Annotated in this window: 18 protein-coding genes and 1 pseudogene; 11 read left to right on the top strand and 8 right to left on the bottom strand. The window is 70.0% G+C overall.

What is annotated here, in order from left to right:
- The 4 genes from C1C97_RS04085 to C1C97_RS04070 all read left to right on the top strand — a co-directional run bounded on the left by C1C97_RS04085 (position 1) and on the right by C1C97_RS04070 (position 2,688).
- On the top strand, positions 1-675 hold the full coding sequence (locus C1C97_RS04085) for an MOSC domain-containing protein (RefSeq protein WP_121030111.1): 675 nt from the start codon (positions 1-3) through the stop codon (positions 673-675).
- Positions 676-771: 96 nt separating this feature from the next.
- Complete coding sequence (locus C1C97_RS04080; RefSeq protein ID WP_121030109.1) at positions 772-1,620, top strand: uracil-DNA glycosylase; 849 nt, start codon at positions 772-774, stop codon at positions 1,618-1,620.
- Between the two features lie 46 nt (positions 1,621-1,666).
- Complete coding sequence (locus C1C97_RS04075; protein ID WP_110919300.1) at positions 1,667-2,053, top strand: YchJ family protein; 387 nt, start codon at positions 1,667-1,669, stop codon at positions 2,051-2,053.
- A 116-nt stretch (positions 2,054-2,169) separates the two neighbouring features.
- Positions 2,170-2,688, top strand: a complete 519-nt coding sequence (locus C1C97_RS04070) for an O-acetyl-ADP-ribose deacetylase (protein WP_121030107.1) — start codon at positions 2,170-2,172, stop codon at positions 2,686-2,688.
- A gap of 349 nt (positions 2,689-3,037) precedes the next feature.
- Here C1C97_RS04070 and C1C97_RS12760 read toward each other — a convergent pair whose 3' ends face one another.
- The 3 genes and pseudogenes from C1C97_RS12760 to C1C97_RS04060 form a co-directional block, all read right to left on the bottom strand.
- A complete protein-coding gene (locus C1C97_RS12760; protein ID WP_407657242.1) occupies positions 3,038-3,292 on the bottom strand; it encodes a GNAT family N-acetyltransferase in 255 nt (84 codons plus the stop codon).
- 19 nt (positions 3,293-3,311) lie between these two features.
- A pseudogene (locus tag C1C97_RS12755) lies at positions 3,312-3,383 on the bottom strand (hypothetical protein); the annotation flags it as partial.
- A 290-nt stretch (positions 3,384-3,673) separates the two neighbouring features.
- Positions 3,674-4,645 carry a malate dehydrogenase gene (locus tag C1C97_RS04060; RefSeq protein ID WP_199712191.1) on the bottom strand — a complete coding sequence of 324 codons (972 nt, stop codon included), beginning with the start codon at positions 4,643-4,645 and terminating at the stop codon, positions 3,674-3,676.
- Between the two features lie 153 nt (positions 4,646-4,798).
- On the opposite strand from C1C97_RS04060, the gene tpx reads away from it, so the two are divergent.
- Positions 4,799-5,296 (top strand): thiol peroxidase, encoded by a 498-nt coding sequence (tpx, locus tag C1C97_RS04055; protein ID WP_121030101.1) that lies wholly within the window; start codon positions 4,799-4,801, stop codon positions 5,294-5,296.
- A gap of 142 nt (positions 5,297-5,438) precedes the next feature.
- On the opposite strand, the gene C1C97_RS04050 is transcribed toward tpx, so the two are convergent.
- A complete protein-coding gene (locus tag C1C97_RS04050; RefSeq protein ID WP_121030099.1) occupies positions 5,439-7,652 on the bottom strand; it encodes an NADP-dependent isocitrate dehydrogenase in 2,214 nt (737 codons plus the stop codon).
- A gap of 216 nt (positions 7,653-7,868) precedes the next feature.
- A complete protein-coding gene (locus C1C97_RS04045; RefSeq protein WP_325048944.1) occupies positions 7,869-8,468 on the bottom strand; it encodes a LapA family protein in 600 nt (199 codons plus the stop codon).
- Positions 8,469-8,739: 271 nt separating this feature from the next.
- Here C1C97_RS04045 and C1C97_RS04040 point away from each other — a divergent pair, with 271 nt between their 5' ends.
- The 3 genes from C1C97_RS04040 to C1C97_RS04030 all read left to right on the top strand — a co-directional run bounded on the left by C1C97_RS04040 (position 8,740) and on the right by C1C97_RS04030 (position 13,274).
- A complete protein-coding gene (locus C1C97_RS04040) occupies positions 8,740-10,527 on the top strand; it encodes an ABC transporter family substrate-binding protein (RefSeq protein ID WP_121030097.1) in 1,788 nt (595 codons plus the stop codon).
- A gap of 108 nt (positions 10,528-10,635) precedes the next feature.
- Positions 10,636-12,171, top strand: a complete 1,536-nt coding sequence (locus tag C1C97_RS04035) for an ABC transporter permease (RefSeq protein WP_110919615.1) — start codon at positions 10,636-10,638, stop codon at positions 12,169-12,171.
- Complete coding sequence (locus C1C97_RS04030; protein ID WP_233542715.1) at positions 12,168-13,274, top strand: ABC transporter permease; 1,107 nt, start codon at positions 12,168-12,170, stop codon at positions 13,272-13,274. The genes C1C97_RS04035 and C1C97_RS04030 overlap by 4 nt, the downstream gene beginning before the upstream one ends.
- Positions 13,275-13,285: 11 nt before the next feature.
- Here the strand turns inward: C1C97_RS04030 and C1C97_RS12670 are convergent, their stop codons facing one another.
- Positions 13,286-13,918: a PH domain-containing protein gene (locus tag C1C97_RS12670; RefSeq protein ID WP_267897582.1), complete on the bottom strand. Its 633-nt coding sequence runs from the start codon at positions 13,916-13,918 to the stop codon at positions 13,286-13,288.
- Between the two features lie 71 nt (positions 13,919-13,989).
- Here C1C97_RS12670 and C1C97_RS04020 point away from each other — a divergent pair, with 71 nt between their 5' ends.
- Together C1C97_RS04020 and C1C97_RS04015 are read left to right on the top strand one after the other, a co-directional pair.
- The gene (locus tag C1C97_RS04020; RefSeq protein ID WP_121030093.1) at positions 13,990-16,128 is read left to right on the top strand and encodes an ABC transporter ATP-binding protein; all 2,139 of its coding nucleotides are present in this window, start codon (positions 13,990-13,992) and stop codon (positions 16,126-16,128) included.
- Between the two features lie 262 nt (positions 16,129-16,390).
- Positions 16,391-17,089: a maleylpyruvate isomerase family mycothiol-dependent enzyme gene (locus tag C1C97_RS04015; protein WP_110919612.1), complete on the top strand. Its 699-nt coding sequence runs from the start codon at positions 16,391-16,393 to the stop codon at positions 17,087-17,089.
- A gap of 34 nt (positions 17,090-17,123) precedes the next feature.
- Here C1C97_RS04015 and C1C97_RS04010 read toward each other — a convergent pair whose 3' ends face one another.
- Positions 17,124-18,377 carry a calcium:proton antiporter gene (locus C1C97_RS04010; protein WP_110919618.1) on the bottom strand — a complete coding sequence of 418 codons (1,254 nt, stop codon included), beginning with the start codon at positions 18,375-18,377 and terminating at the stop codon, positions 17,124-17,126.
- On the bottom strand, positions 18,374-18,922 hold the full coding sequence (locus C1C97_RS04005) for a hypothetical protein (protein WP_233542713.1): 549 nt from the start codon (positions 18,920-18,922) through the stop codon (positions 18,374-18,376). Before C1C97_RS04005 ends, C1C97_RS04010 begins: the two co-directional genes overlap by 4 nt.
- 95 nt (positions 18,923-19,017) lie before the next feature.
- Between C1C97_RS04005 and gatC the strand changes: the two genes are divergently transcribed.
- Positions 19,018-19,314 carry an Asp-tRNA(Asn)/Glu-tRNA(Gln) amidotransferase subunit GatC gene (gene gatC, locus C1C97_RS04000; RefSeq protein WP_110919610.1) on the top strand — a complete coding sequence of 99 codons (297 nt, stop codon included), beginning with the start codon at positions 19,018-19,020 and terminating at the stop codon, positions 19,312-19,314.
- Positions 19,315-19,316: the final 2 nt, after the last annotated feature.

Raw genomic sequence — 19,316 nt, 5'->3', positions numbered from 1 at the left:
ATGGACAACCCCCAGCAGACCGTCACGGACGCCGAGGTGACCGCCCTGCACACCGGGGCGGTGCGCCACCACGAATGGGACGGCCGGGACATCGAGACCGCCGCGGAGAAGGAGCCCCGCACCGGGAGGGTGTTCCTCAGCGGCACCGGTTTCATCGGGGACGAGCAGGGCGACCGCAAGCACCACGGCGGCCCGGACAAGGCCGTGTGCTGCTACGCGGCCGAGAACTACGACGCCTGGCGGCGCGAGGGCCGCGACCTGGACGCGGGCGCGTTCTCCGAGAACCTCACCCTGCGCGGTGCCACGGAGGAGCGGGTCTGTCTGGGGGACGTGTTCCAGGTGGGCACCGCCGTGGTCCAGGTGACGCAGCCGCGCACCCCGTGCAACACCATCTCCCGGCGCTGGTCGGACTGGGACCTGCCGCGGGAGATGGAGCAGACCGCCCGCACCGGGTTCTACCTGCGGGTGCTGCGCGAGGGTCACGTGGGCGCCGGGGACGCCTTCGAGTTCGTGAGCCGGCCCTCGGGCGCGGTGTCCGTGAGCGACGTCGTGCGCATCATGGCCGCCGGGGTCGCGGACCGGGACGCGCTGCGCGGCCTGACCCGCGCCCCGGAGTTCCCGGAGCAGTGGCGCCGCAAGATCATGCGCCGGCTGGGCGAGGACACCCTGCTCTGAGCGGACGCCGCCGCCCCATCGCCCTCCGGCCGCCCCTCGCCGAAGTCCGCCGCCCGCGGGAGGGGCCGCACCCACGGATCCCAGGAAAGGCCCACGATGACCGAACAGACCACCCCGGGTCTTCCGCACCCGCTCACCGGACAGCTCTTCCCATCCCCGGTGCCGCCCGGCACGGGATGGCCGGAGGACCCCGCGCCGTCGGACGCGCCCGTGGCGCACGACGCCGCCCGCGTCCGTGAGCTCGCCGCGACCGCCGCGGACGTGGACCGGCTCAACGCCATGGCCAGCGTGTGCCGGGCGTGCGAGCGACTCGTGGAGTGGCGGGAGGACGTGGCCGAGCACAAGCGCGCGTCCTTCGCGGGGGAGCCCTACTGGGGCAGACCCGTGCCGTCCTACGGGGACCCCCGGGCGCGGCTCGCGGTGATCGGCCTGGCGCCCGCGGCGAACGGCGGCAACCGCACGGGCCGCATGTTCACCGGGGACCGCGCGGGGGACTGGATCTACGCGGCGCTGCACCGCGCGGGCCTCGCGGAGCACGAGACGGTGTCCACCGCCGGGGACGGGCAGACGCTGCACGGCGTGCGGATGGTGGCACCCGTGCGCTGCGCACCACCGGCCAACAAGCCCACCCCGGAGGAGAAGGCCGCGTGCGGCGGGTGGTTCGACGCGGAGATCTCCTTGCTCACGAACCTGCAGGGCATGCTCGCGCTGGGCGGCATCGCGTGGCAGACGGTCCTCGCCGCCGCCGTGCGCATGGGCTGGGAGGTCCCCAGGCCGCGTCCGAAGTTCGGGCACGGCGCGGTGACCGAGCTGCACACACCGGACGGACGCACCGTGCGACTCGTGGGCTGCTACCACGTGAGCCAGCGCAACACCTTCACCGGTCTGCTCACGGAGCAGATGCTCGACGACGCCCTCGCCCTGGCCGCCGCTCCCGGCGGCTGAGCACGCTCGACCGTGGTGCGCGGGTGTGGGGGTACTCTCGGGGAGCATGAACGTCTGTCCCTGCGGCGGCCTGCCCGCCGGTGCGTCCCTGTCCTCCTGCTGCGGCCCCGCCCTGGCGAACGAGACGTGGCCGGAGACGGCGGAGGCGCTGATGCGCTCCCGGTTCACGGCCTTCGCCACCGGGGCGGAGGACCACCTGTTCCGCACGTGGCACCCCCTGACCCGGCCGGCGGACGTGTCCATCGACCCCGACACCCGGTGGACGGGTCTGCGTGTGGACAGCACCGTGGCCGGTGGACCCGAGGACGAGCACGGGATCGTGGAGTTCACCGCAGCCCATGTGAGCGGTGGCCGAGCCCTGGAGCTGCACGAGGTCTCCGAGTTCACCCGGCGCGCGAAGCGCTGGATGTACGTGGGTCCGGCCGCCGAGTGAGCGCACGGCCCTGCACTCGCAACCGCGGGCCGGCGGGAGGACTCACCTCGTGCGGCACTCCCGTGGGCGGGCTTCTCGGCCCTCGCTCACCCGGGGCGCCGCAGTAAAGTGGCCCCATGAACATCGAGATCCGTAAGGGTGACATCACCACGGTCCGGACGGACGCCATCGTCAACGCCGCCAACTCCAAGCTGCTCGGCGGCGGGGGAGTGGACGGCGCCATCCACCGCGCGGCCGGAAAGCAGCTGCTCGCGGAGTGCTGGCACCTCCGGGAGACCACGCTCAAGGACGGTCTCCCCGCGGGACAGGCAGTGGCCACCGACGGCTACGACCTCCCCGCGCGCTGGGTGATCCACACCGTGGGCCCGGTGTTCGCCAAGACCAAGGACAAGAGCGACATCCTCGCGTCCTGCTACCGGGAGTCGCTGCGCGTGGCGGACGAGATCGGGGCCACGTCCGTGGCGTTCCCCGCCATCTCCGCCGGCATCTACGGCTGGCCCATGGACAGTGCCGCGGAGATCGCGGTGCACACGGTGCTGGACACGGACACGAACGTGGAGACGGTGGTCTTCGTCCCGTTCTCGGCGGACGCGGAGGCCGCCTTCCACACGGCCCTCGACGCCGCGCAGCACTGATCCGACGCGCAGCACCGACCCACCGGGCGCAACTGACCCGGCGCGGCGCCGGTGCGCCCTCATCCACCCAGGATTATGTGCAGCGTGTGCCCAAATCCACGCCATTCACGGCAAAATCTGCACTCGATCCCGTTCGGGACTGCGGGGGGAGAGGCATCAGGAGATGGCCGGAACGCTTGGTCCTGCATCGATGCGAACACGTGTACCGGTGCCCGCGGAAGAACACTCGCTGTGTGACCGCGCTCGACGCCTTGGGTTTTGAGATGTCGCACGCATCGGTCTCCGCATCCGGTCGGCCAGAGCTTTCGACCACGGAGGTTGCGGCTGCGGGGCCCAATGGGCTGGCCGTTCACCCCATGAGACCGGGTGAAGCAACCCCAAGTGAACGCGCGAGCCGCAGATCATCCGCTCCCGGTCGCTGCTCGAAGGCTTCGGGAGTCCGTGCCAATTCCACGAAGCCGAGGGACGAGTACAGCTCGATTGCCGGGACATTGGTGGACAGTACTTTCAGCCACACTTGGCGGCCTTGATGCCGTGCGGCCCGGTCCACTGCGGCATGCACGAGTTGGCGGGCCACCCCCCCGTCTGCGTGCCGCCGGAGCAACAGCGAGCCCGCCGATGTACCAGTCGCCGAACGGTCCGGATTCGGGGCGTGCCTTAACGTAGCCCACGATGCTCCCGGACCGACAAGCCACGTGGACTTCGTCCACGGTGGTCCCGGTGGGTGGGCCGAAGAACGGTCGGTCGGCGCTCCAATGATCGCCGGGATCTGTCCTGGTCGACCATCCGGCGTGGTCGATCCGGGCCAGAAAAATGTCATCCTGGGGACGAGCCGGTCGGATGAGAATCGCATTCGGCTCGGGCAGGCCACTGTGTCCTTGGCACACCGTTGTCTCCTTCCGTTCCGTGAGTTTCCTGCCAGGGCCGCGAGACAACCGGGGAACCGCAGCGGCGCGGATGCCGCGCGGTGTGGTAGCGCCGCTCCTCAGATAAGGCCCAGCTCCGTGACCGCGGCGCGCTCCGACTCCAGCTCCGCCACGGAGGCGTCGATGCGCGCCCGGGAGAACTCCGAGATCTCCAGGCCCTGCACGATCGACCAGTCCCCACCGGACGTGGTCACGGGGAACGAGCTGATGAGCCCCTCGGGCACACCGTAGGAGCCGTCCGAGCGCACGGCCATGGACGTCCAGTCCCCGCGGGAGTTGCCCAGCATGAGGTCGCGGGCGTGGTCGATGGTCGCGTTCGCCGCGGAGGCCGCCGACGACGCTCCCCGGGCCTGCAGGATCGCCGCACCGCGCTGCGCCACCGTGGGGATGAAGGTCTCGGTGACCCACTCGCGGGACACCATCTCGAGGGCCGGGCGCCGCGCCACGGTGGCGTGGTCGAGGTCCGGGTACTGCGTGGCGGAGTGGTTGCCCCACACGCTCAGGTGCTTCACCTCGGCCACGTCGGCACCGGTCTCCGCGGCCAGCATGGCCACCGCGCGGTTGTGGTCCAGGCGGGTGAGGGCGCTGAAGCGGGAGGCCGGGATGTCCGGTGCGTTGCGCTGGGCGATCAGCGCATTGGTGTTCGCGGGGTTGCCCGTCACGACCACGCGGACGTCGTGGTGGGCCACCTCGTTGAGGGCCCTGCCCTGCTCGGTGAAGATGGCCCCGTTGGCCTCCAGCAGGTCACCGCGCTCCATGCCCTTGGCGCGCGGGCGGGCACCCACGAGCAGGGCGAGCTGGGCGCCGTCGAACACCTCGCGCGGGTCCGAGCCGATCTCCACGTCCTGCAGCAGCGGGAAGGCGCAGTCCTGCAGCTCCATGACCGTGCCCTCCAGTGCGGGCAGCGCCGCGGGAATCTCCAGCAGGCGCAGCCGCACCGGGCGCTCGCGACCCAGGAGGTCGCCGTGGGCGATGCGGAAGAGCAGGCTGTAGCCGATCTGGCCGGCGGCGCCGGTCACTGCCACGGTCATGGGCGTGAGGCTCACGGTGGTTCCTCCTGGGATGCGTGACACGTGTGTGGTGCGTCACAAGATTTCGGTGGGATCGACAGTATCAGCGGCACCCGTTCAGCGCACGGCGCAAGCCCCTGGCGGCGTGTGGTCGCGCCCCGTCACAATGAGGGCATGGCTGATACCGCATTCCAAGGAAATCCCGTGCACACCGTGGGCGAGCTGCCCGCCCGGGGCGCCACCGTCCGCCCCTTCGAGCTGGTGGGCGCGGACCTCAGTCCCGTGGCGTCCGACGAGTTCACCGGCAAGCGCATGGTGCTCAACATCTTCCCGTCCCTGGACACGGGCGTGTGCGCCCAGTCCGTGCGCGAGTTCAACCAGCGCGCCACCGAGCTGCAGGACACCGCCGTGCTGTGCGTGTCCAAGGACCTGCCGTTCGCGCAGGCCCGCTTCTGCAGCGCGGAGGGCATCGACAACGTGGTCAACGCGTCCGCGTTCCGCTCCTCGTTCGGCGATGACTACGGCGTGACCATGACCGACGGCCCCCTCGAGGGCCTGCTCGCCCGTGCCGTGGTGGTCGTGGACGAGAACGGTCAGGTGGTCCACACCCAGCTCGTCCCGGAGATCACCGAGGAGCCGGACTACGACGCCGCCGTGGCCGCCCTGTCCTGACCCCCTCCCTGCGGGCTGCGTCAGGAGATGCGACGCCGCTGCCGTCGCCCATTCCTGGCCCGCGGCTCCCACACCGGCCGAGAAACGACGCCGCCGCGCCCCCGGGGAGGGGACGCGGCGGCGTCGTGCTGTGCGGAGCGGATCAGGCGGAGAGCGAGTCCATGATCCGGTTCAGCGTGGCGGACGGGCGCATGACGCCCGAGACGAGCTGCGGCTTGGGCCAGTAGTAGCCACCGAGGTCCGCGGGGGAGCCCTGCACGCCGAGCAGCTCGGCGTTGATGGTGTCCTCGTTGGCGCGCAGCTCGGACGCGACCTGCTGGAAGGCCTGCGCGAGCTCCGTGTCCTCGGTCTGCCGGGCGAGCTCCTCGGCCCAGTACATGGCCAGGTAGAAGTGCGAACCGCGGTTGTCCAGCTCGTTGACCTTGCGGGACGGGGACTTGTTCTCGTTGAGGAACGTGCCCGTGGCCCGGTCCAGGGTGTCCGCGAGGACCTTCGCCTTGGGGTTGTCGAAGCGCGTGGCCAGGTGCTCGAAGGACGCCGCCAGTGCCAAGAACTCACCGAGGGAGTCCCAGCGCAGGTGGTTCTCAGCCTGCAGCTGCTGCACGTGCTTGGGAGCGGAGCCGCCGGCACCGGTCTCGAAGAGGCCGCCGCCGTTCATGAGCGGCACGATGGACAGCATCTTGGCGGAGGTGCCCAGTTCCAGGATGGGGAACAGGTCCGTGAGGTAGTCGCGCAGCACGTTGCCGGTCACCGAGATGGTGTCCTCGCCGCGGCGGATGCGCTCGATCGTGAACTTCGTGGCCGCCACGGGGGAGAGGATGCGGATGTCCAGCCCGTCCGTGTCCTCCTGGGCGAGGTAGGTGTTCACCTTCTCGATCAGGTTGCGGTCGTGGGCGCGGGACTCGTCCAGCCAGAACACCGCTGGCATCCCGGACTCGCGGGAGCGGCGCACAGCCAGCTGCACCCAGTCCTTGATGGGAGCGTCCTTGGCCTGGCACGCGCGCCAGATGTCACCGGGGGCCACGTCGTGGGACATCAGCACCTCACCGGCGGAGTTCACCACCTGCACGGTGCCGGCCTCCTGGATCTCGAAGGTCTTGTCGTGGGAGCCGTACTCCTCGGCCTTCTGCGCCATCAGCCCCACGTTCGGCACGGTGCCCATGGTGGTGGGGTCGTACGCGCCGTTCTCGCGGCAGTCGTCGATCACCGCCTGGTACACACCGGCGTAGGAGGAGTCCGGCAGCACGGCCAGGGTGTCCTTCTGCTCGCCGTGGCGGCCCCACATCTGACCCGAGGTGCGGATCATCGCGGGCATGGAGGCGTCCACGATCACGTCCGAGGGCACGTGCAGGTTGGTGATGCCCCTGTCCGAGTTCACGTAGGCGAGCTCGGGGCCGTTGTCGATGGCCTCCTGGAACGCCGCGGCGATCTCTTTCCCGTTCTCGAGCGCATCGAGACCGGAGAGGATGCCACCCAGGCCGTCGTTGGGGGAGAGCCCCGCCGCGGCGAGATCCTGGCCGTAGCGCTCCATCACGTCCTGGAAGAACGCGCTGACCACGTGGCCGAAGATGATGGGGTCCGAGACCTTCATCATGGTGGCCTTGAGGTGGGCGGAGAACAGGACGCCCTCCTCCTTGGCGCGGGCCACCTGGGCCGTGAGGAACTCGTCCAGGGCGGCGGCGCTCATGAAGGTGGCGTCCACCACCTCACCGGCGAGCACGGGCACGGACTGCTTGAGCACGGTGGTCTCGTCGCCGCTGACCAGCTGGATGGTGAGGGTGTCGTCCGCGGGCATCACCACGGACTGCTCGTTGGTGCGGAAGTCGTCGTGGCCCAGGGTGGCCACGTTGGTCCTGGAGTCCTTGGACCAGGCACCCATGGTGTGCGGGTGCTTCTTGGCATATTCCTTCACGGCCTTGGGCGCACGGCGGTCCGAGTTGCCCTCGCGCAGCACGGGGTTCACGGCGGAGCCCTTCACACGGTCGTAGCGCGCGCGGATGTCCTTGGCCTCGTCGCTGGAGGCGTCCTCGGGGTAGTCCGGCAGGTCGTAGCCGTCCGCCTGCAGCTCCTTGATGGTGGCCTTGAGCTGCGGGATGGACGCGGAGATGTTGGGAAGCTTCACGATGTTGGCTTCCGGGGTCTTCGCGAGCTCACCGAGCTCCGCAAGGGTGTCCGGGACGCGCTGCTCGTCGGTGAGCCGGTCCGGGAACTGGGCCAGGATGCGGGCGGCCAGGGAGATGTCGCGGGTCTCCACCGCCACCCCGGCCGTGGACGCGAACGCCTCGACCATGGGCTTGAACGAGTACGTGGCCAGCATGGGCGCTTCATCGGTCTCGGTGTAGATGATCTTGGGCATGGACAATGACTCCTTGCATCGACGGTCACTGGGGCTGCCCTCCAGAGTACCCGCACCGTTCTGCGTTCCGCCCTGCCGCGGCGGGGTCGCAGCGCGGTTGTGACCTCCCTCTCCGCATCCGGTCACGGGGCGCCCCGGGCCCTTGAAGCCCCGGGCACGACGGCGCGCGGCGCCGGTCCTGTGAACCGGTCACCGCGCGCGGCAGTGGCGGGCGGCTCAGCCCTCGAGGGTGTGCTTGATCCGCTCGCGCTCGCGTTCGAGCTTGCGCACCCGGCGTCCCAGGGTGAACATCCGCACGGAGCCCACGAGCGCCATGATCAGCGCGCCGGCGATCGCCGAGAGCAGCATGGCCACACCCAGCGGCAGGCTGAACGTCCACGCCATGTACTCGAAGCGCGTTCCCACGTTGTTCTGGATGATGAACACCAGCAGCAGGATCAGCACGATCACTCCCGCGATCAGCGCCGCCCACACGGTGCCGGAGACGCCGCGCTTGACGGGGGCGTCCAGGGCGGGGTCCACCACGGGCTCGTAGCTGCCCACGAACTCGCCCGTGTCCGTCCCGGCACCCGGCGAGGTGTCTCCGGTGGACGACGCCGCCCGCCCGGTTTCCGTGGGCGGAGCTCCCATGGCGTCGACGCCCGCGCTCCGGGGCGCACCGCTCCCCTCGGTCCCTCGCCGGTCGAGGTCCGCGTCGGTGCGGTCCACGGGGACCTGCCCGCTGGTCTGCCGCGGCTGCGTTCCGGGAACGGGACCCGTGCCGGAGGGTGCGGCAGCGGCGTCGTCGGCGGGGCGGTTGTGCGGGGTGCTGCTCACTGGGGGCCTCCCGGGAAGTCGTGGAGCGGATGCCTCCAGGGTAGGGCAGGAACCGGGCCGTGGGGGCGGGTGGGTGAGAGGGTGCGACACGCCAAAAACGTCGGCACGCTCGCGACACGCTGAGATCTCGCCCGGAATCGGTGAACGCCGGGTAACCTGTCATTCATTGTGAAACGCACCACAATCAACGGTGACGCCAGCCACGGCTCGGGGTAACAACCACCGGGGGTGCAACGCACATTCCATGGGCACCACATCAGGAGGAAACGTCATGGGAAAGTACACCTTCAAGGGTAAGGCGGCCGTGTCTCTCGCGGCCATTGCTGCACTGACACTCACCGGTTGCGCCAGCGTGGGCGGCGGCGGGGACGACAAGAAGGACGGCGGTGACAGCGGCGCGGCCAAGGACGGCGGTGTGGTCACCGTGGCCGAGACCAACAAGTTCTCCGGCGCGAACCCCGGATACACGAAGACCAACCTGGACATCAACGGCCACGTGGCCGCGATGACCCGCGAGAGCTTCGTCAACGTGGACACCGAGCAGAAGCTCAGCGCCAACGAGGGCTTCGGCACGTACAAGAAGACCTCGGACGACCCCCTCACGGTGGAGTACGAGCTGAAGGACCCGCAGTGGTCGGACGGCAACAAGATCGACAAGGCAGACATGCTGCTGTGGTGGTCCGTGCTCTCGGGCTACGCCAACGACGCCGACGAAGAGGGCAAGGCGGGCAAGAACTACTTCACGATCGCCGGCTCCACGGACATCCTGCACACCACGGACATGCCCAAGTTCTCCGAGGACGGCAAGAAGATGACCCTCACGTGGGGCAAGCCGAACGCGGACTGGGAGATCGCCTTCGACTCCAACTCGCTGATGCCCGCGCACGTCGTGGCCAAGAAGGCCGGCATGTCCGAGGACCAGCTGCTCAAGGTGCTCGAGGAGCAGAAGAAGGGTGACCCCGAGAGTCCCCAGAAGCAGCCCGAGCTGGAGAAGATCGGCAAGGCCTGGGACACCTCCTTCAACTTCACCTCCACCCCCGAGGAGAAGGACGTCCTCGTGTCCAGCGGCCCGTACAAGATCGAGAACGTGGTGGAGAACAACTCCATCACCCTCAAGAAGAACGAGAACTACAAGGGTGACGCGCCGGGCAAGCTGGACGAGATCACCCTGCGGACCATCGGTGACGCCACCGCCCAGATCCAGGCCCTGCGCAACGGCGAGGTCGACATCATGCAGCCGGGCAACGTGAACAAGGACACCCTGGACCAGGTCCAGCAGATCGAGAACGTGAACGTGCAGAAGGGCGACCAGCTCGCGTACGACCACCTGGACCTGAATTTCGGCTCGGACGTGTTCAAGGACGAGAAGGTCCGCGAGGCCTTCCTGAAGACCGTTCCACGCCAGCAGATCGTGGACCAGCTGATCAAGCCGGTCAAGGACGACGCCTCCGTGCTGAACTCCCAGATGTACGTCTCCAGCCAGGGCGAGCCCTACCAGAAGGCGGAGGAGAAGAACGGCGCCAAGGAGAAGTACGGTGACGTGGACATCGAGGGCGCCAAGAAGCTGCTCGGTGGCAAGGCGCCCACCGTGCGCATCCTGTTCAACAACGGCAACCCGCAGCGCGTGGACACCTTCCAGCTGATCAAGGAGTCCGCGGAGAAGGCCGGTTTCAAGGTCGAGGACCTCGGTGACCCCAACTGGTCCGAGAAGCTCCCCGACGGTGACTACGACGCCTCCCTGTTCGGGTGGGTGTCTCCGGGTGTGGGCACCGAGATGCTCTCCCAGATCTTCAAGACCGGCGGCGGCGGCAACTACAACAAGTACTCCAACAAGAACGTGGACAAGCTCGTGGACGAGGCGCGCACGAACCTCGACGAGAAGGCTCGCGTGGACCAGATCACGGACATCGACAAGCACACCTTCGAGGACGCGTACGGTCTGCCGCTGTTCCAGTCCGTGGGCTACGTGGCCACGTCCGACAAGATCGCCGGTGTGGACAAGTACCAGCCGAACCAGACCGGTGTGTTCTGGAACGTCTCCGAGTGGAGCCGCAAGTAGGACTGTCGACCCCCGTCGACTGAGGCCCTCCCCTCATGACCGCTGCGCGGGCGCGGGATTCTCGCGCCCGCGCAGCGTCGTGACCACCACTCTCTTCGAGGCAGCAACATGACTTCATACATTCTCAGACGGCTCATCACGGCCGTGCTCATCCTGCTGGGCGCATCGTTCATCGTGTACCTCATGACGGCGGCGTCCGGAGATCCCCTGTGGGACCTCTACGGCAATCCCAATGCGCAGCAGCTGATCCCGGCGCGCGTGGAGGCCCTCAACCTGGACACCCCGCCCATCCTGCGCTACTTCACGTGGCTCGGCGGCGCCGCAGGGTGCCTCGTGCCCTTCGCCGACACCTGTTCCCTGGGCGTCAGCCGCGACGGCCAGGAAGTGACCGAGCTGCTGGCCTTCGCCATGACCCAGACCATCATGCTGGTCACGGTGGGCACCATCCTCGCGATCGTCGTGGGCATCACCCTGGGCATCGTCTCCGCCCTGCGCCAGTACTCCGGACTGGACTACGGCATCACGTTCCTCACGTTCCTGTGCTTCTCGCTGCCGAGCTTCTGGCTCGCGGTGCTGCTCAAGGAGGTCGTGGCCATCCAGTTCAACGACTTCCTGCAGAAACCGGTGCTCTCCATGGTGTCCATCGTGGTGATATCCCTGGTGGTCGCGCTGATCTGGTTCCTCGTCTCCTTCGGGCGGATGCGCACCCGGCTGCTCCTGGCCGGCGCCGGTTTCGTGGTGACCTTCGGCGTCATCTACTTCGTGCTGGCCACGGACTGGCTGAACCACCCGTTCCTGGGCATCCCGCTGATCGCGCTCACGGGCATCCTGGTGGCGGTGATCGCCACCGTGCTGATGGCCGGGCTGCGCAACAGGCGCGCGCTGTACGCCGCGCTGGGCACGGTGGTGCTGGGCCTCGCGCTGTACTTCCCGGTGCAGTACGCGTTCAAGGGCGCCGGACTGCTGACCGTCCTGGCACTGGTCGTCGTGCTGACCGCGGCGGGTGCCGCCATCGGCTACTTCGCCGGCGGCTACGACCGCGGCCAGGGCGCCCGCGTGGCCGGTGTCACCGGGTTCTTCGTCGCGCTGCTGATCATCCTGGACCGCTTCATGCAGTCCTGGCCGGACTACGTGGACTCGAGCCACATCCGCGGCCGTCCGATCGCCACGGCCAACTCCGCGACCCCCGGTTTCACGGGTGACTTCTGGACCACTGGCCTGGACCGCTTCACCCACCTGCTGCTGCCCACCATCTGTCTGACGCTGCTGGCACTGGCCTCCTACTCCCGCTACTCCCGCGCGTCGATGCTGGAGATCATGGGCCAGGACTACGTCCGCACCGCGCGGGCCAAGGGCCTCTCCGAGCGGACCGTGGTCATGCGCCACGCCTTCCGCAACGCGCTGATCCCACTGGCCACGCTGGTGGCCTTCGACATCGGCGGTCTGATCGGCGGCGCCATCATCACCGAGTCCGTGTTCGCGTTCACCGGCATGGGGCAGCTGTTCGTCCAAGCGGTGCGCAATGTGGACCCCAACCCGGTGATGGGCGTCTTCCTGGTCACCGGCATCGTCGCCATGGTCTTCAACCTCGTCGCAGACCTGGTGTACTCCGTACTCGACCCCCGAGTGAGGGTGAAAGCATGAGCCAGCCACAACCCATCGACGTCCCCGAGACCGTGGAACAGCACCCCGAAGCGGGGCAAAAGCCCCATGACGTGCGCGGCAAGAGCCAGGGCCAGCTGGTCCGGCAGCGGTTCTTCGGCAACACCGGCGCCGTGGTCTCCCTCGCGGTGCTGCTGTTCATCGTGGTGCTCTCCGTGACCTCACTGGGCATCGGGCCCATTCCCGGCTGGTGGAAGTGGGGTCCGGACGCCACCGGCACCGTGCTCGACGGCGGCCGCCCCACCCTGTCCCTGCTCCCGCCCTCACTGGGGGAGCACCCGTTCGGACAGGACAACCTGGGTCGCGACCTCTTCGCCATGGCCATGCAGGGCACGCAGTACTCCCTGATCGTGATGGTCGTGGTGGGTCTCGTGGCCGGCATCGTGGGCACCGTGATCGGCGGTCTCTCCGGCTTCTTCCGCGGCTGGACCGAGGCCGTGCTGATGCGCCTGACGGACGTGATCATCATCATCCCGCTGGTGATCCTCGCCGCGCTGCTCGGCCGGCTGGCCATCTCCTGGGTGCGTTCGCACGGACTGCCCACGTTCGCCACGGTGATCGCCCTCGGTCTGCTCATCGGGCTGGCCTCGTGGCCGGGCCTGGCGCGACTGGTGCGCGGCGAGTTCCTCACGATGCGCGAACGCGAGTTCGTGGACGCCGCCCGCCTGGCGGGTGCCTCCAGCGGGCGCATCATCTTCAAGCACATCCTGCCCAACACGGTGGGCGTGATCACGGTGAACATCACGCTGCTGATGTCCTCCGCGATCCTGCTGGAGACCGCGCTGTCCTACCTGGGTCTGGGCATCCAGGCCCCGGACTGGTCCCTGGGCCGGTTGATCAGCGAGAACCAGACGGCGTTCGCCACCCGGCCGTGGCTGTTCTGGTGGCCCGGTGTGTTCATCGTGGCCATTGCGCTGACCATCAACTTCATTGGCGACGGCCTGCGGGACGCCTTCGATCCGCGCCAGCGCAAGTTCAACCCCAAGCGCGCCCGCGAGATCGGCGAGGGCACGGACGAGATGCACGCGCCCACCTCCGGCACCGAGGCCGCCTCACGCGGCGCCACGGAGCAGGCGGGCCGATGACCACGCCGGTTTCACACCGTGTACAGCAGGACGCTTGCGGCGCCCAGCACGACGACCGCCGCGAGCGGTCCGGCCACGACGTGGGAACGAACGGGCCCGGGGTCCTTGTCCGTGGCGAAGACGTCCAGTTCGCCGGTGTCGATCTTGCGCTGCCACAGGGTGCGCACGCGGTGAGCGGCCGCGCCGGACGCCGTGGAGGTGAGATCACCCACGCGCACCGACCCGTCCGGGCGTGCGATGGGGTGGTTGCGGTTCACGGCGTCCGCCCCGGCGCGCAGGGCGGAACCGGCACCGGACGCCGGCAGCGCAAAGCTGGAGTGGGCATGCTCCTCGGTGGCGATCGTCACCGCGAACCGGGTGCGCACGTCCACGATCCGGCCCCACGGGATGCTCACGGTGCGTGCCGGATTCACCAGGCGCACACCCTCCGTGCGGACCTCCAGGCGCGGACGCCAGTACAGCGCGTACCCCAGTCCCGCCAGGGCCAGTCCGCCGCACACCGCGGCCACGTGGTGCGGGACGGTGTGACCCCACCCGCTCAGCAGCACCAAGAGGCCCAGGGCCGCCAGGAAGCCCGTCAGCCACGGCGCCGACGCCGCTCGGTAGGTCTCGCGCCCCGGGGCGGGTTCATGGGTCTTCGGCATGACCCCCATGCTAGGCAATGTGCGCGCGCCACGGCCGCGCACCGAGTTCTCAACACGACGGAGCACACACGATGAGCACCTCGCACCAGCCCCACGGATTCCCCGAGGGCACCCCCGAGCCGCACCACTCCACGGGCGATCCGCACGCCACCGGCAACGGTCCCGCGGCCCCGGACGCGGCGGCGTCGTCCACCCGCACCGGCGCGACGGGCGGCGAGCCCGCCGCGGAGCCCACGGCCGCCGAGCACAACGCGCCGTGGAACGGCGCCCGGGCCGGTGACGGCCGTGTGGCGGCGCCCGAGGGTCCGGCCGCCGCCACGGGCTCCCCGGGTGCCACCGGTGCCGGGGCCACGGCCGCGAGCGCGGCCGCCGGAACCACCGCCGCGGGTGCCGAGAAGCGGCGCGGCCGCAGGGCCCAGCGACCCGAGCCCGCGGCGGGCCGGGGCAGGACCCGCAGGACCGCGGCCCGCGGGGAGTCCGTGCTGCGTGTGCGCGGACTGTCCGTGGACTTCGGCGTGGACCGCGAGTGGGTTCCCGCCGCGATCGACCTGAACTACGACGTCGCCGCGGGCGAGGTGCTCGCGATCGTGGGCGAGTCCGGCTCCGGCAAGTCCGCGAGCTCGATGTCCATGCTGGGGCTGCTGCCCTCGAACGCCCGCGTGCGGGGGTCCGCCATGCTGGGCGGTGAGGAGCTGGTGGGCCTGCGGGGCAACGCCCTGCGCCGGGTGCGCGGCGAGGAGATCGCCGTGATCTTCCAGGAGCCCATGACGGCCCTGAACCCCGTGTACACGGTGGGCCAGCAGATCGTGGAGACCATCCGGCTGCACCGGGACGTCTCACCGGCCGAGGCCGCGGAGCGCGCCAAGCAGATGCTCACCATGGTGGAGCTGCCGGACCCGGAGAAAGCGTTCCGCTCCTATCCCCACCAGCTCTCGGGCGGTCAGCGGCAGCGCGCGATGATCGCGCAGTCCCTGTCCTGCGACCCCAAGCTGCTGATCGCGGACGAGCCCACCACGGCGCTGGACGTGACCGTGCAGGCCGAGATCCTGGACCTGATCCGCAACCTGAAGGACCAGCTGGACTCCGCGGTCATCCTCATCACCCACGACATGGGTGTGGTGGCGGACCTCGCGGACAAGATCGCGGTCATGCAGAAGGGCGTGATCGTGGAGCAGGGGACCGCGGAGCAGATCTTCACCGCGCCGCAGCATCCCTACACCAGGACGCTGCTGCAGGCCGTCCCCCACCTGGGCGAGGGCAACGAGGACGACGAGTCCGTTGACATGATTGCGGTCCTGGAGCAGTCCCTGGCCAGGCCCATGGCCGTGGACCGCAGCACCGCGGAGGAAGCCTCCATGGACACCCTCGCGCAGCGTGTGGTGGCCCCGGTGCTGCAGCTCAAGGACGTGGCCATCGAGTACCCCAAGCAGGGGCGCAACCCCGCGTTCCGCGCGGTCGAGGACGTGAGTCTCACCGTGGCCGCGGGGGAGACCGTGGGCCTGGTGGGCGAGTCCGGTTCCGGCAAGACCACCATCGGCCGTGCGGCCGTGGGACTGCTGCCCACGGTGGCGGGCTCCCTCGTGGTGGACGGCGTGGAACTGGCCGGGGCGTCCCGGTCCACGCTGAACAAGGTCCGCAAGGACGTGGGCATGGTCTTCCAGGACCCGGCCTCGTCCCTGAACCCGCGGCTGCCCATCGGCGAGTCCATCGGCGAACCCATGTTCCTGGCCGGCGTGGCCAAGGGCGGGGAGCTGCAGAACCGGATCGAGCAGCTGCTGGACCAGGTGCGCCTGCCGCGCAACTACCGCAACCGCTACCCCCACGAGCTCTCGGGCGGTCAGAAGCAGCGCGTGGGCATCGCCCGCGCCCTGTCCCTGAAGCCCAAGCTGCTCGTGGCGGACGAGCCGACCTCCGCACTGGACGTGTCCGTGCAGGCCACGGTGCTGGATCTGTTCGAGGAGCTGCAGGCGGAGATGGGTTTCGCGTGCCTGTTCGTAACCCACGACCTCGCGGTGATCGACCGGCTGGCCAACCGGATCGTGGTCATGCAGCACGGGCACATCGTGGAGCAGGGCGCGCGCGAGGCCGTGCTGCGCCACCCGGAGCAGGAGTACACCAAGCGGCTGCTCGCGGCCGTGCCGGTGCCCTCGCCCGAGGCGCAGCGCGTACGGCGTGAGCTGCGCCAGCAGATGGCGCACCACGTGTCCTAGACCCTTGCGGCGGCACCGCAAACCCAGGGCCCCGGAGCCACGGCGCCGGGGCCTTGGGCATGGGGTCCCGGCGCGGCACCTCACTGCGCCGGACCCCATGGCACCGCGCCTGACCGCGCCGGGCCCGCGGCGCCGCGCCTCACCGTGCCGGGCCCCCGGCACCGGCTCCACCGACCGCGGGGCGGGCAACGGGGCGTCATCCTCACGGACGGCGTCCCGTTTTCCATGTGTCGGGTGTCACCATCCTCGCTAGGGTGGTGCCATGGTGAACTCAACACGTCTGTCGTCCGACCTCTCCCGGCTGCACGGGGAGACCGACTCCTACCTGGCCACCGCGACCTCCCTCTCCGGGTCCCAGCTGAGTGAGCCGTCCCTGTGCGGATCGTGGGACCGTGCGCACGTGGTGGCGCACCTCGCGTCCAACGCGCGGGCGATCGCCAAGCTGGTGGACTGGGCCGTCACGGGCAGGCGGCAGCAGCCGTACTCCTCCCGGGACGCCCGCGACGCCGAGATCGCCGAGCTCGCGCGCCTGCCCCGCGAGGAGCTGCTCCGGGTGTCGGAGGAGAGCGCCGAGCACTTCGAGCGGCAGTGCGAGCGGCTGGCCGGCGCCCTGGCGGCGGAGGACCTGGACCTGCACGGCAAGCCCGTCACGGCCGCGGCCATTCCCGCGGTGCGGATCGCGGAGGTGGTGCTGCACCACCACGACCTCGACACCTCGTGGACGCTGGCGGATGCGCAGCCGCAGTCGGTGCTGGACGCACTCGAGGGAGCGGTGCGCACCATGCGCGCAAAGGACGCGCCGGGCATGACGCTGCGCACCGCGGAGCACGACGAGTGGATCATCGGCGACGGCGGTCAGCTGGTCACCGGGGACCGCGTGGGAATGGTGCTGTGGCTCGCCCGCGGTCACACGGACGGGGTGTCGTCGGAGGGCGCGCTGCCCGAGCTGCCCGCCTGGTGACCGGGCCGCTCCCGGAGTGCGGCCGTCCCCGCGTTCAGGAGAACACGGACAGCGCGTAGGCCGCGAAGACCACCAGGTGCGCCGCGCCGTGCACGGCCGTGACACGTGGGGCCGTGAACGTGATGGCGGACAGGGCCAGGCTGAGCCCCAGGAGCACCAGGGTCACGGGGCTCTCGGCCAGCACCACCCGCTGGTCCGTGAGCAGCCCGATCACCAGCACCGCGGGGATCGTCAGCCCCAGGGTGGAGACGAGCGCCCCGTGGCACAGGTTGCTCACCCGCTGGATCTCACCCGCGAGGGCCGCGCGCACCGACGTAATGGACTCCGGCAGGAACACGACGGCGGCGATCAGCACGCCGGCCAGGGCGGGTGGAGCGCCCGCGCGACCCAGACCGTCGTCGAGCAGGGCCGCCATCTCGTGGGAGAGCAGCACCACGGGCAGCACGGTGACCACCAGCACGAGCAGCCGGATCAGGATCTCCGGGCGGTGCTCCGCCCTCGCGGCACCGCCGCGCGAACGGGGTGACTCCTCCGACGCACCCGGGCGGGCATCGTATCGGGGCAGGGCCCCGGGCCAACGGTCCGGGACCGCGGAGAGCTCGGAGGACGGGGAGCGGACCGCACCCGCGGGGTGCGGCTCGGTCCCGGGGCGCACGCGGGGATCCACCTCCGTGAAGTCGTGCGCCTGCGCGCCGGTCTGACGGGACAGGAAGAACGCGTAGCTGCCTAGGGCGAGCAGCGCCACGACCACCGCCTGCCCGGGCCGGTACGCGCCACCGGTTCCCAGCACCGGGGGCAGGGCGAAGGCGAGCGCCCCCAGCACCGCGAGCATCGCCAGGTAGGCGGAGGCACCGGTGCGGTGGTGTGCCAGAGCGCCGTGCCGGACGCCGCCCACCAGCAGGCACAGTCCGATCACCAGGTTCAGGATGATCATCGACACCGCCATCACGGAGTCCCGCGCGATGCCCGCGTGCTCACCGGGGCCGAGCATCACGGCGCAGATCAGGATCACCTCGATCACCACCACGGACAGCGTGAGCACCAGTGAGCCGTAGGGGTCACCCAGCCGCGCGGCCAGGCGCTCCGCCTGGTGGACCACGCCCGTGGCGGCGAACAGGATCACGGCGACGATCACACCCAGTGCCGCAACGAGCAGGGGAGCGGGGACCGGCGGGCGCAGCAGTGCGGCCGCGAACGGGAGGAGCGCCACCGACCCCCAGCCCACGAGCAGCCGTGCCAGTGCCAGCGGTGTGAGGACGCGGCGAACGGCCGGGTGGACGCGGTTCAGTCGCGCACCCCGAACAGCCAGGCGTCCGCGCGGTCCGTGTGGGGATCGTCGAAGTTCACGAAGCTGCGGCCCTTGGCCGCCACCGCCCGGTACTCCTGCACGACCTCGAGGCTCAGGCGCTCGCGGTGCTCCACCTCCACGATCACGGCGGTGGCACCGGAGCGGTCCGGGAGCGTGGCCGGGTAGGCGAGGGCCGCCACCAGCAGCTGCGGGGCCTTCTCGCGGGCGAGGGAGCGCAGCGAGTTCAGGACCTGGTCCGGGGAGAGTTCCTCGGGCGCCACGGAGTCCAGCTCGAACTCCCCGTCCTTGCGGCCCGTCACGAGGAAGGCGGGGAACGCCCCGTACTGGGACACCTGCTCCTCCACGACCGCCTGCACGTGGCTCAGCGCGGTGTCCACGGTTTCCACGGCGGAGTCGGAGATCCACTGGCGCCAGGCGTTGTCGTGGTCCGCACGGGCCCGGGCGGCCTCCGCCTTCGTCATCCGGGACGTGCCCTGGGAAGGCGTGGAGCGGCGTCGTGGGGAGTGGGCGGAGGACTGGGCCACGGAGGAGGACTCCTTCGGAAGAGACGGTGTGCTGGGTCCAGGGTAGGCGCTCGCTAGACTGGATCGGAACCACACAGCCAATCCCAGGAGCATGCATGTCTGCGATCGATCGCGAACAGGTGGCGCACCTGGCGGAGCTGGCGCGGATCGAGATGACGGACGAGGAACTGGCCCGGGTGGCCGGGGAACTCGAACTGATCGTCTCCTCCGTGGCCTCCGTCAGCCAGGCCGCCGGACCCGACATCCCCGCCACGAGCCACCCGCTGCCGCTGCAAAACGTCTTCCGCGAGGACGTGGTGGGCGAGACGCTCACCCAGGAGGAGGCCCTTCTGAACGCCCCGGACGGCCAGGACGGCAAGTTCCGTGTTCCCGCGATCCTGGACGGTGAGTGAGC

Origin of the sequence: Kocuria tytonis (assembly GCF_003226895.2) — a bacterium.
In the GTDB taxonomy this organism is placed as follows: domain Bacteria; phylum Actinomycetota; class Actinomycetes; order Actinomycetales; family Micrococcaceae; genus Kocuria; species Kocuria tytonis.
The sequence above is the reverse complement of the archived record's forward strand: the minus strand, read 5'-3'. Positions and strand labels throughout refer to the sequence as shown.

Coding starts and splice junctions, on each gene's coding strand:
- C1C97_RS04085 (WP_121030111.1), top strand. CDS start 1: ATGGACAACCCCCAGCAGACCGTCACGGACGCCGAGGTGACCGCCCTG.
- C1C97_RS04080 (WP_121030109.1), top strand. CDS start 772: ATGACCGAACAGACCACCCCGGGTCTTCCGCACCCGCTCACCGGACAG.
- C1C97_RS04075 (WP_110919300.1), top strand. CDS start 1,667: ATGAACGTCTGTCCCTGCGGCGGCCTGCCCGCCGGTGCGTCCCTGTCC.
- C1C97_RS04070 (WP_121030107.1), top strand. CDS start 2,170: ATGAACATCGAGATCCGTAAGGGTGACATCACCACGGTCCGGACGGAC.
- C1C97_RS04060 (WP_199712191.1), bottom strand. CDS start 4,645: ATGACCGTGGCAGTGACCGGCGCCGCCGGCCAGATCGGCTACAGCCTG.
- tpx (WP_121030101.1), top strand. CDS start 4,799: ATGGCTGATACCGCATTCCAAGGAAATCCCGTGCACACCGTGGGCGAG.
- C1C97_RS04050 (WP_121030099.1), bottom strand. CDS start 7,652: ATGCCCAAGATCATCTACACCGAGACCGATGAAGCGCCCATGCTGGCC.
- C1C97_RS04040 (WP_121030097.1), top strand. CDS start 8,740: ATGGGAAAGTACACCTTCAAGGGTAAGGCGGCCGTGTCTCTCGCGGCC.
- C1C97_RS04035 (WP_110919615.1), top strand. CDS start 10,636: ATGACTTCATACATTCTCAGACGGCTCATCACGGCCGTGCTCATCCTG.
- C1C97_RS04030 (WP_233542715.1), top strand. CDS start 12,168: ATGAGCCAGCCACAACCCATCGACGTCCCCGAGACCGTGGAACAGCAC.
- C1C97_RS12670 (WP_267897582.1), bottom strand. CDS start 13,918: ATGCCGAAGACCCATGAACCCGCCCCGGGGCGCGAGACCTACCGAGCG.
- C1C97_RS04020 (WP_121030093.1), top strand. CDS start 13,990: ATGAGCACCTCGCACCAGCCCCACGGATTCCCCGAGGGCACCCCCGAG.
- C1C97_RS04015 (WP_110919612.1), top strand. CDS start 16,391: ATGGTGAACTCAACACGTCTGTCGTCCGACCTCTCCCGGCTGCACGGG.
- gatC (WP_110919610.1), top strand. CDS start 19,018: ATGTCTGCGATCGATCGCGAACAGGTGGCGCACCTGGCGGAGCTGGCG.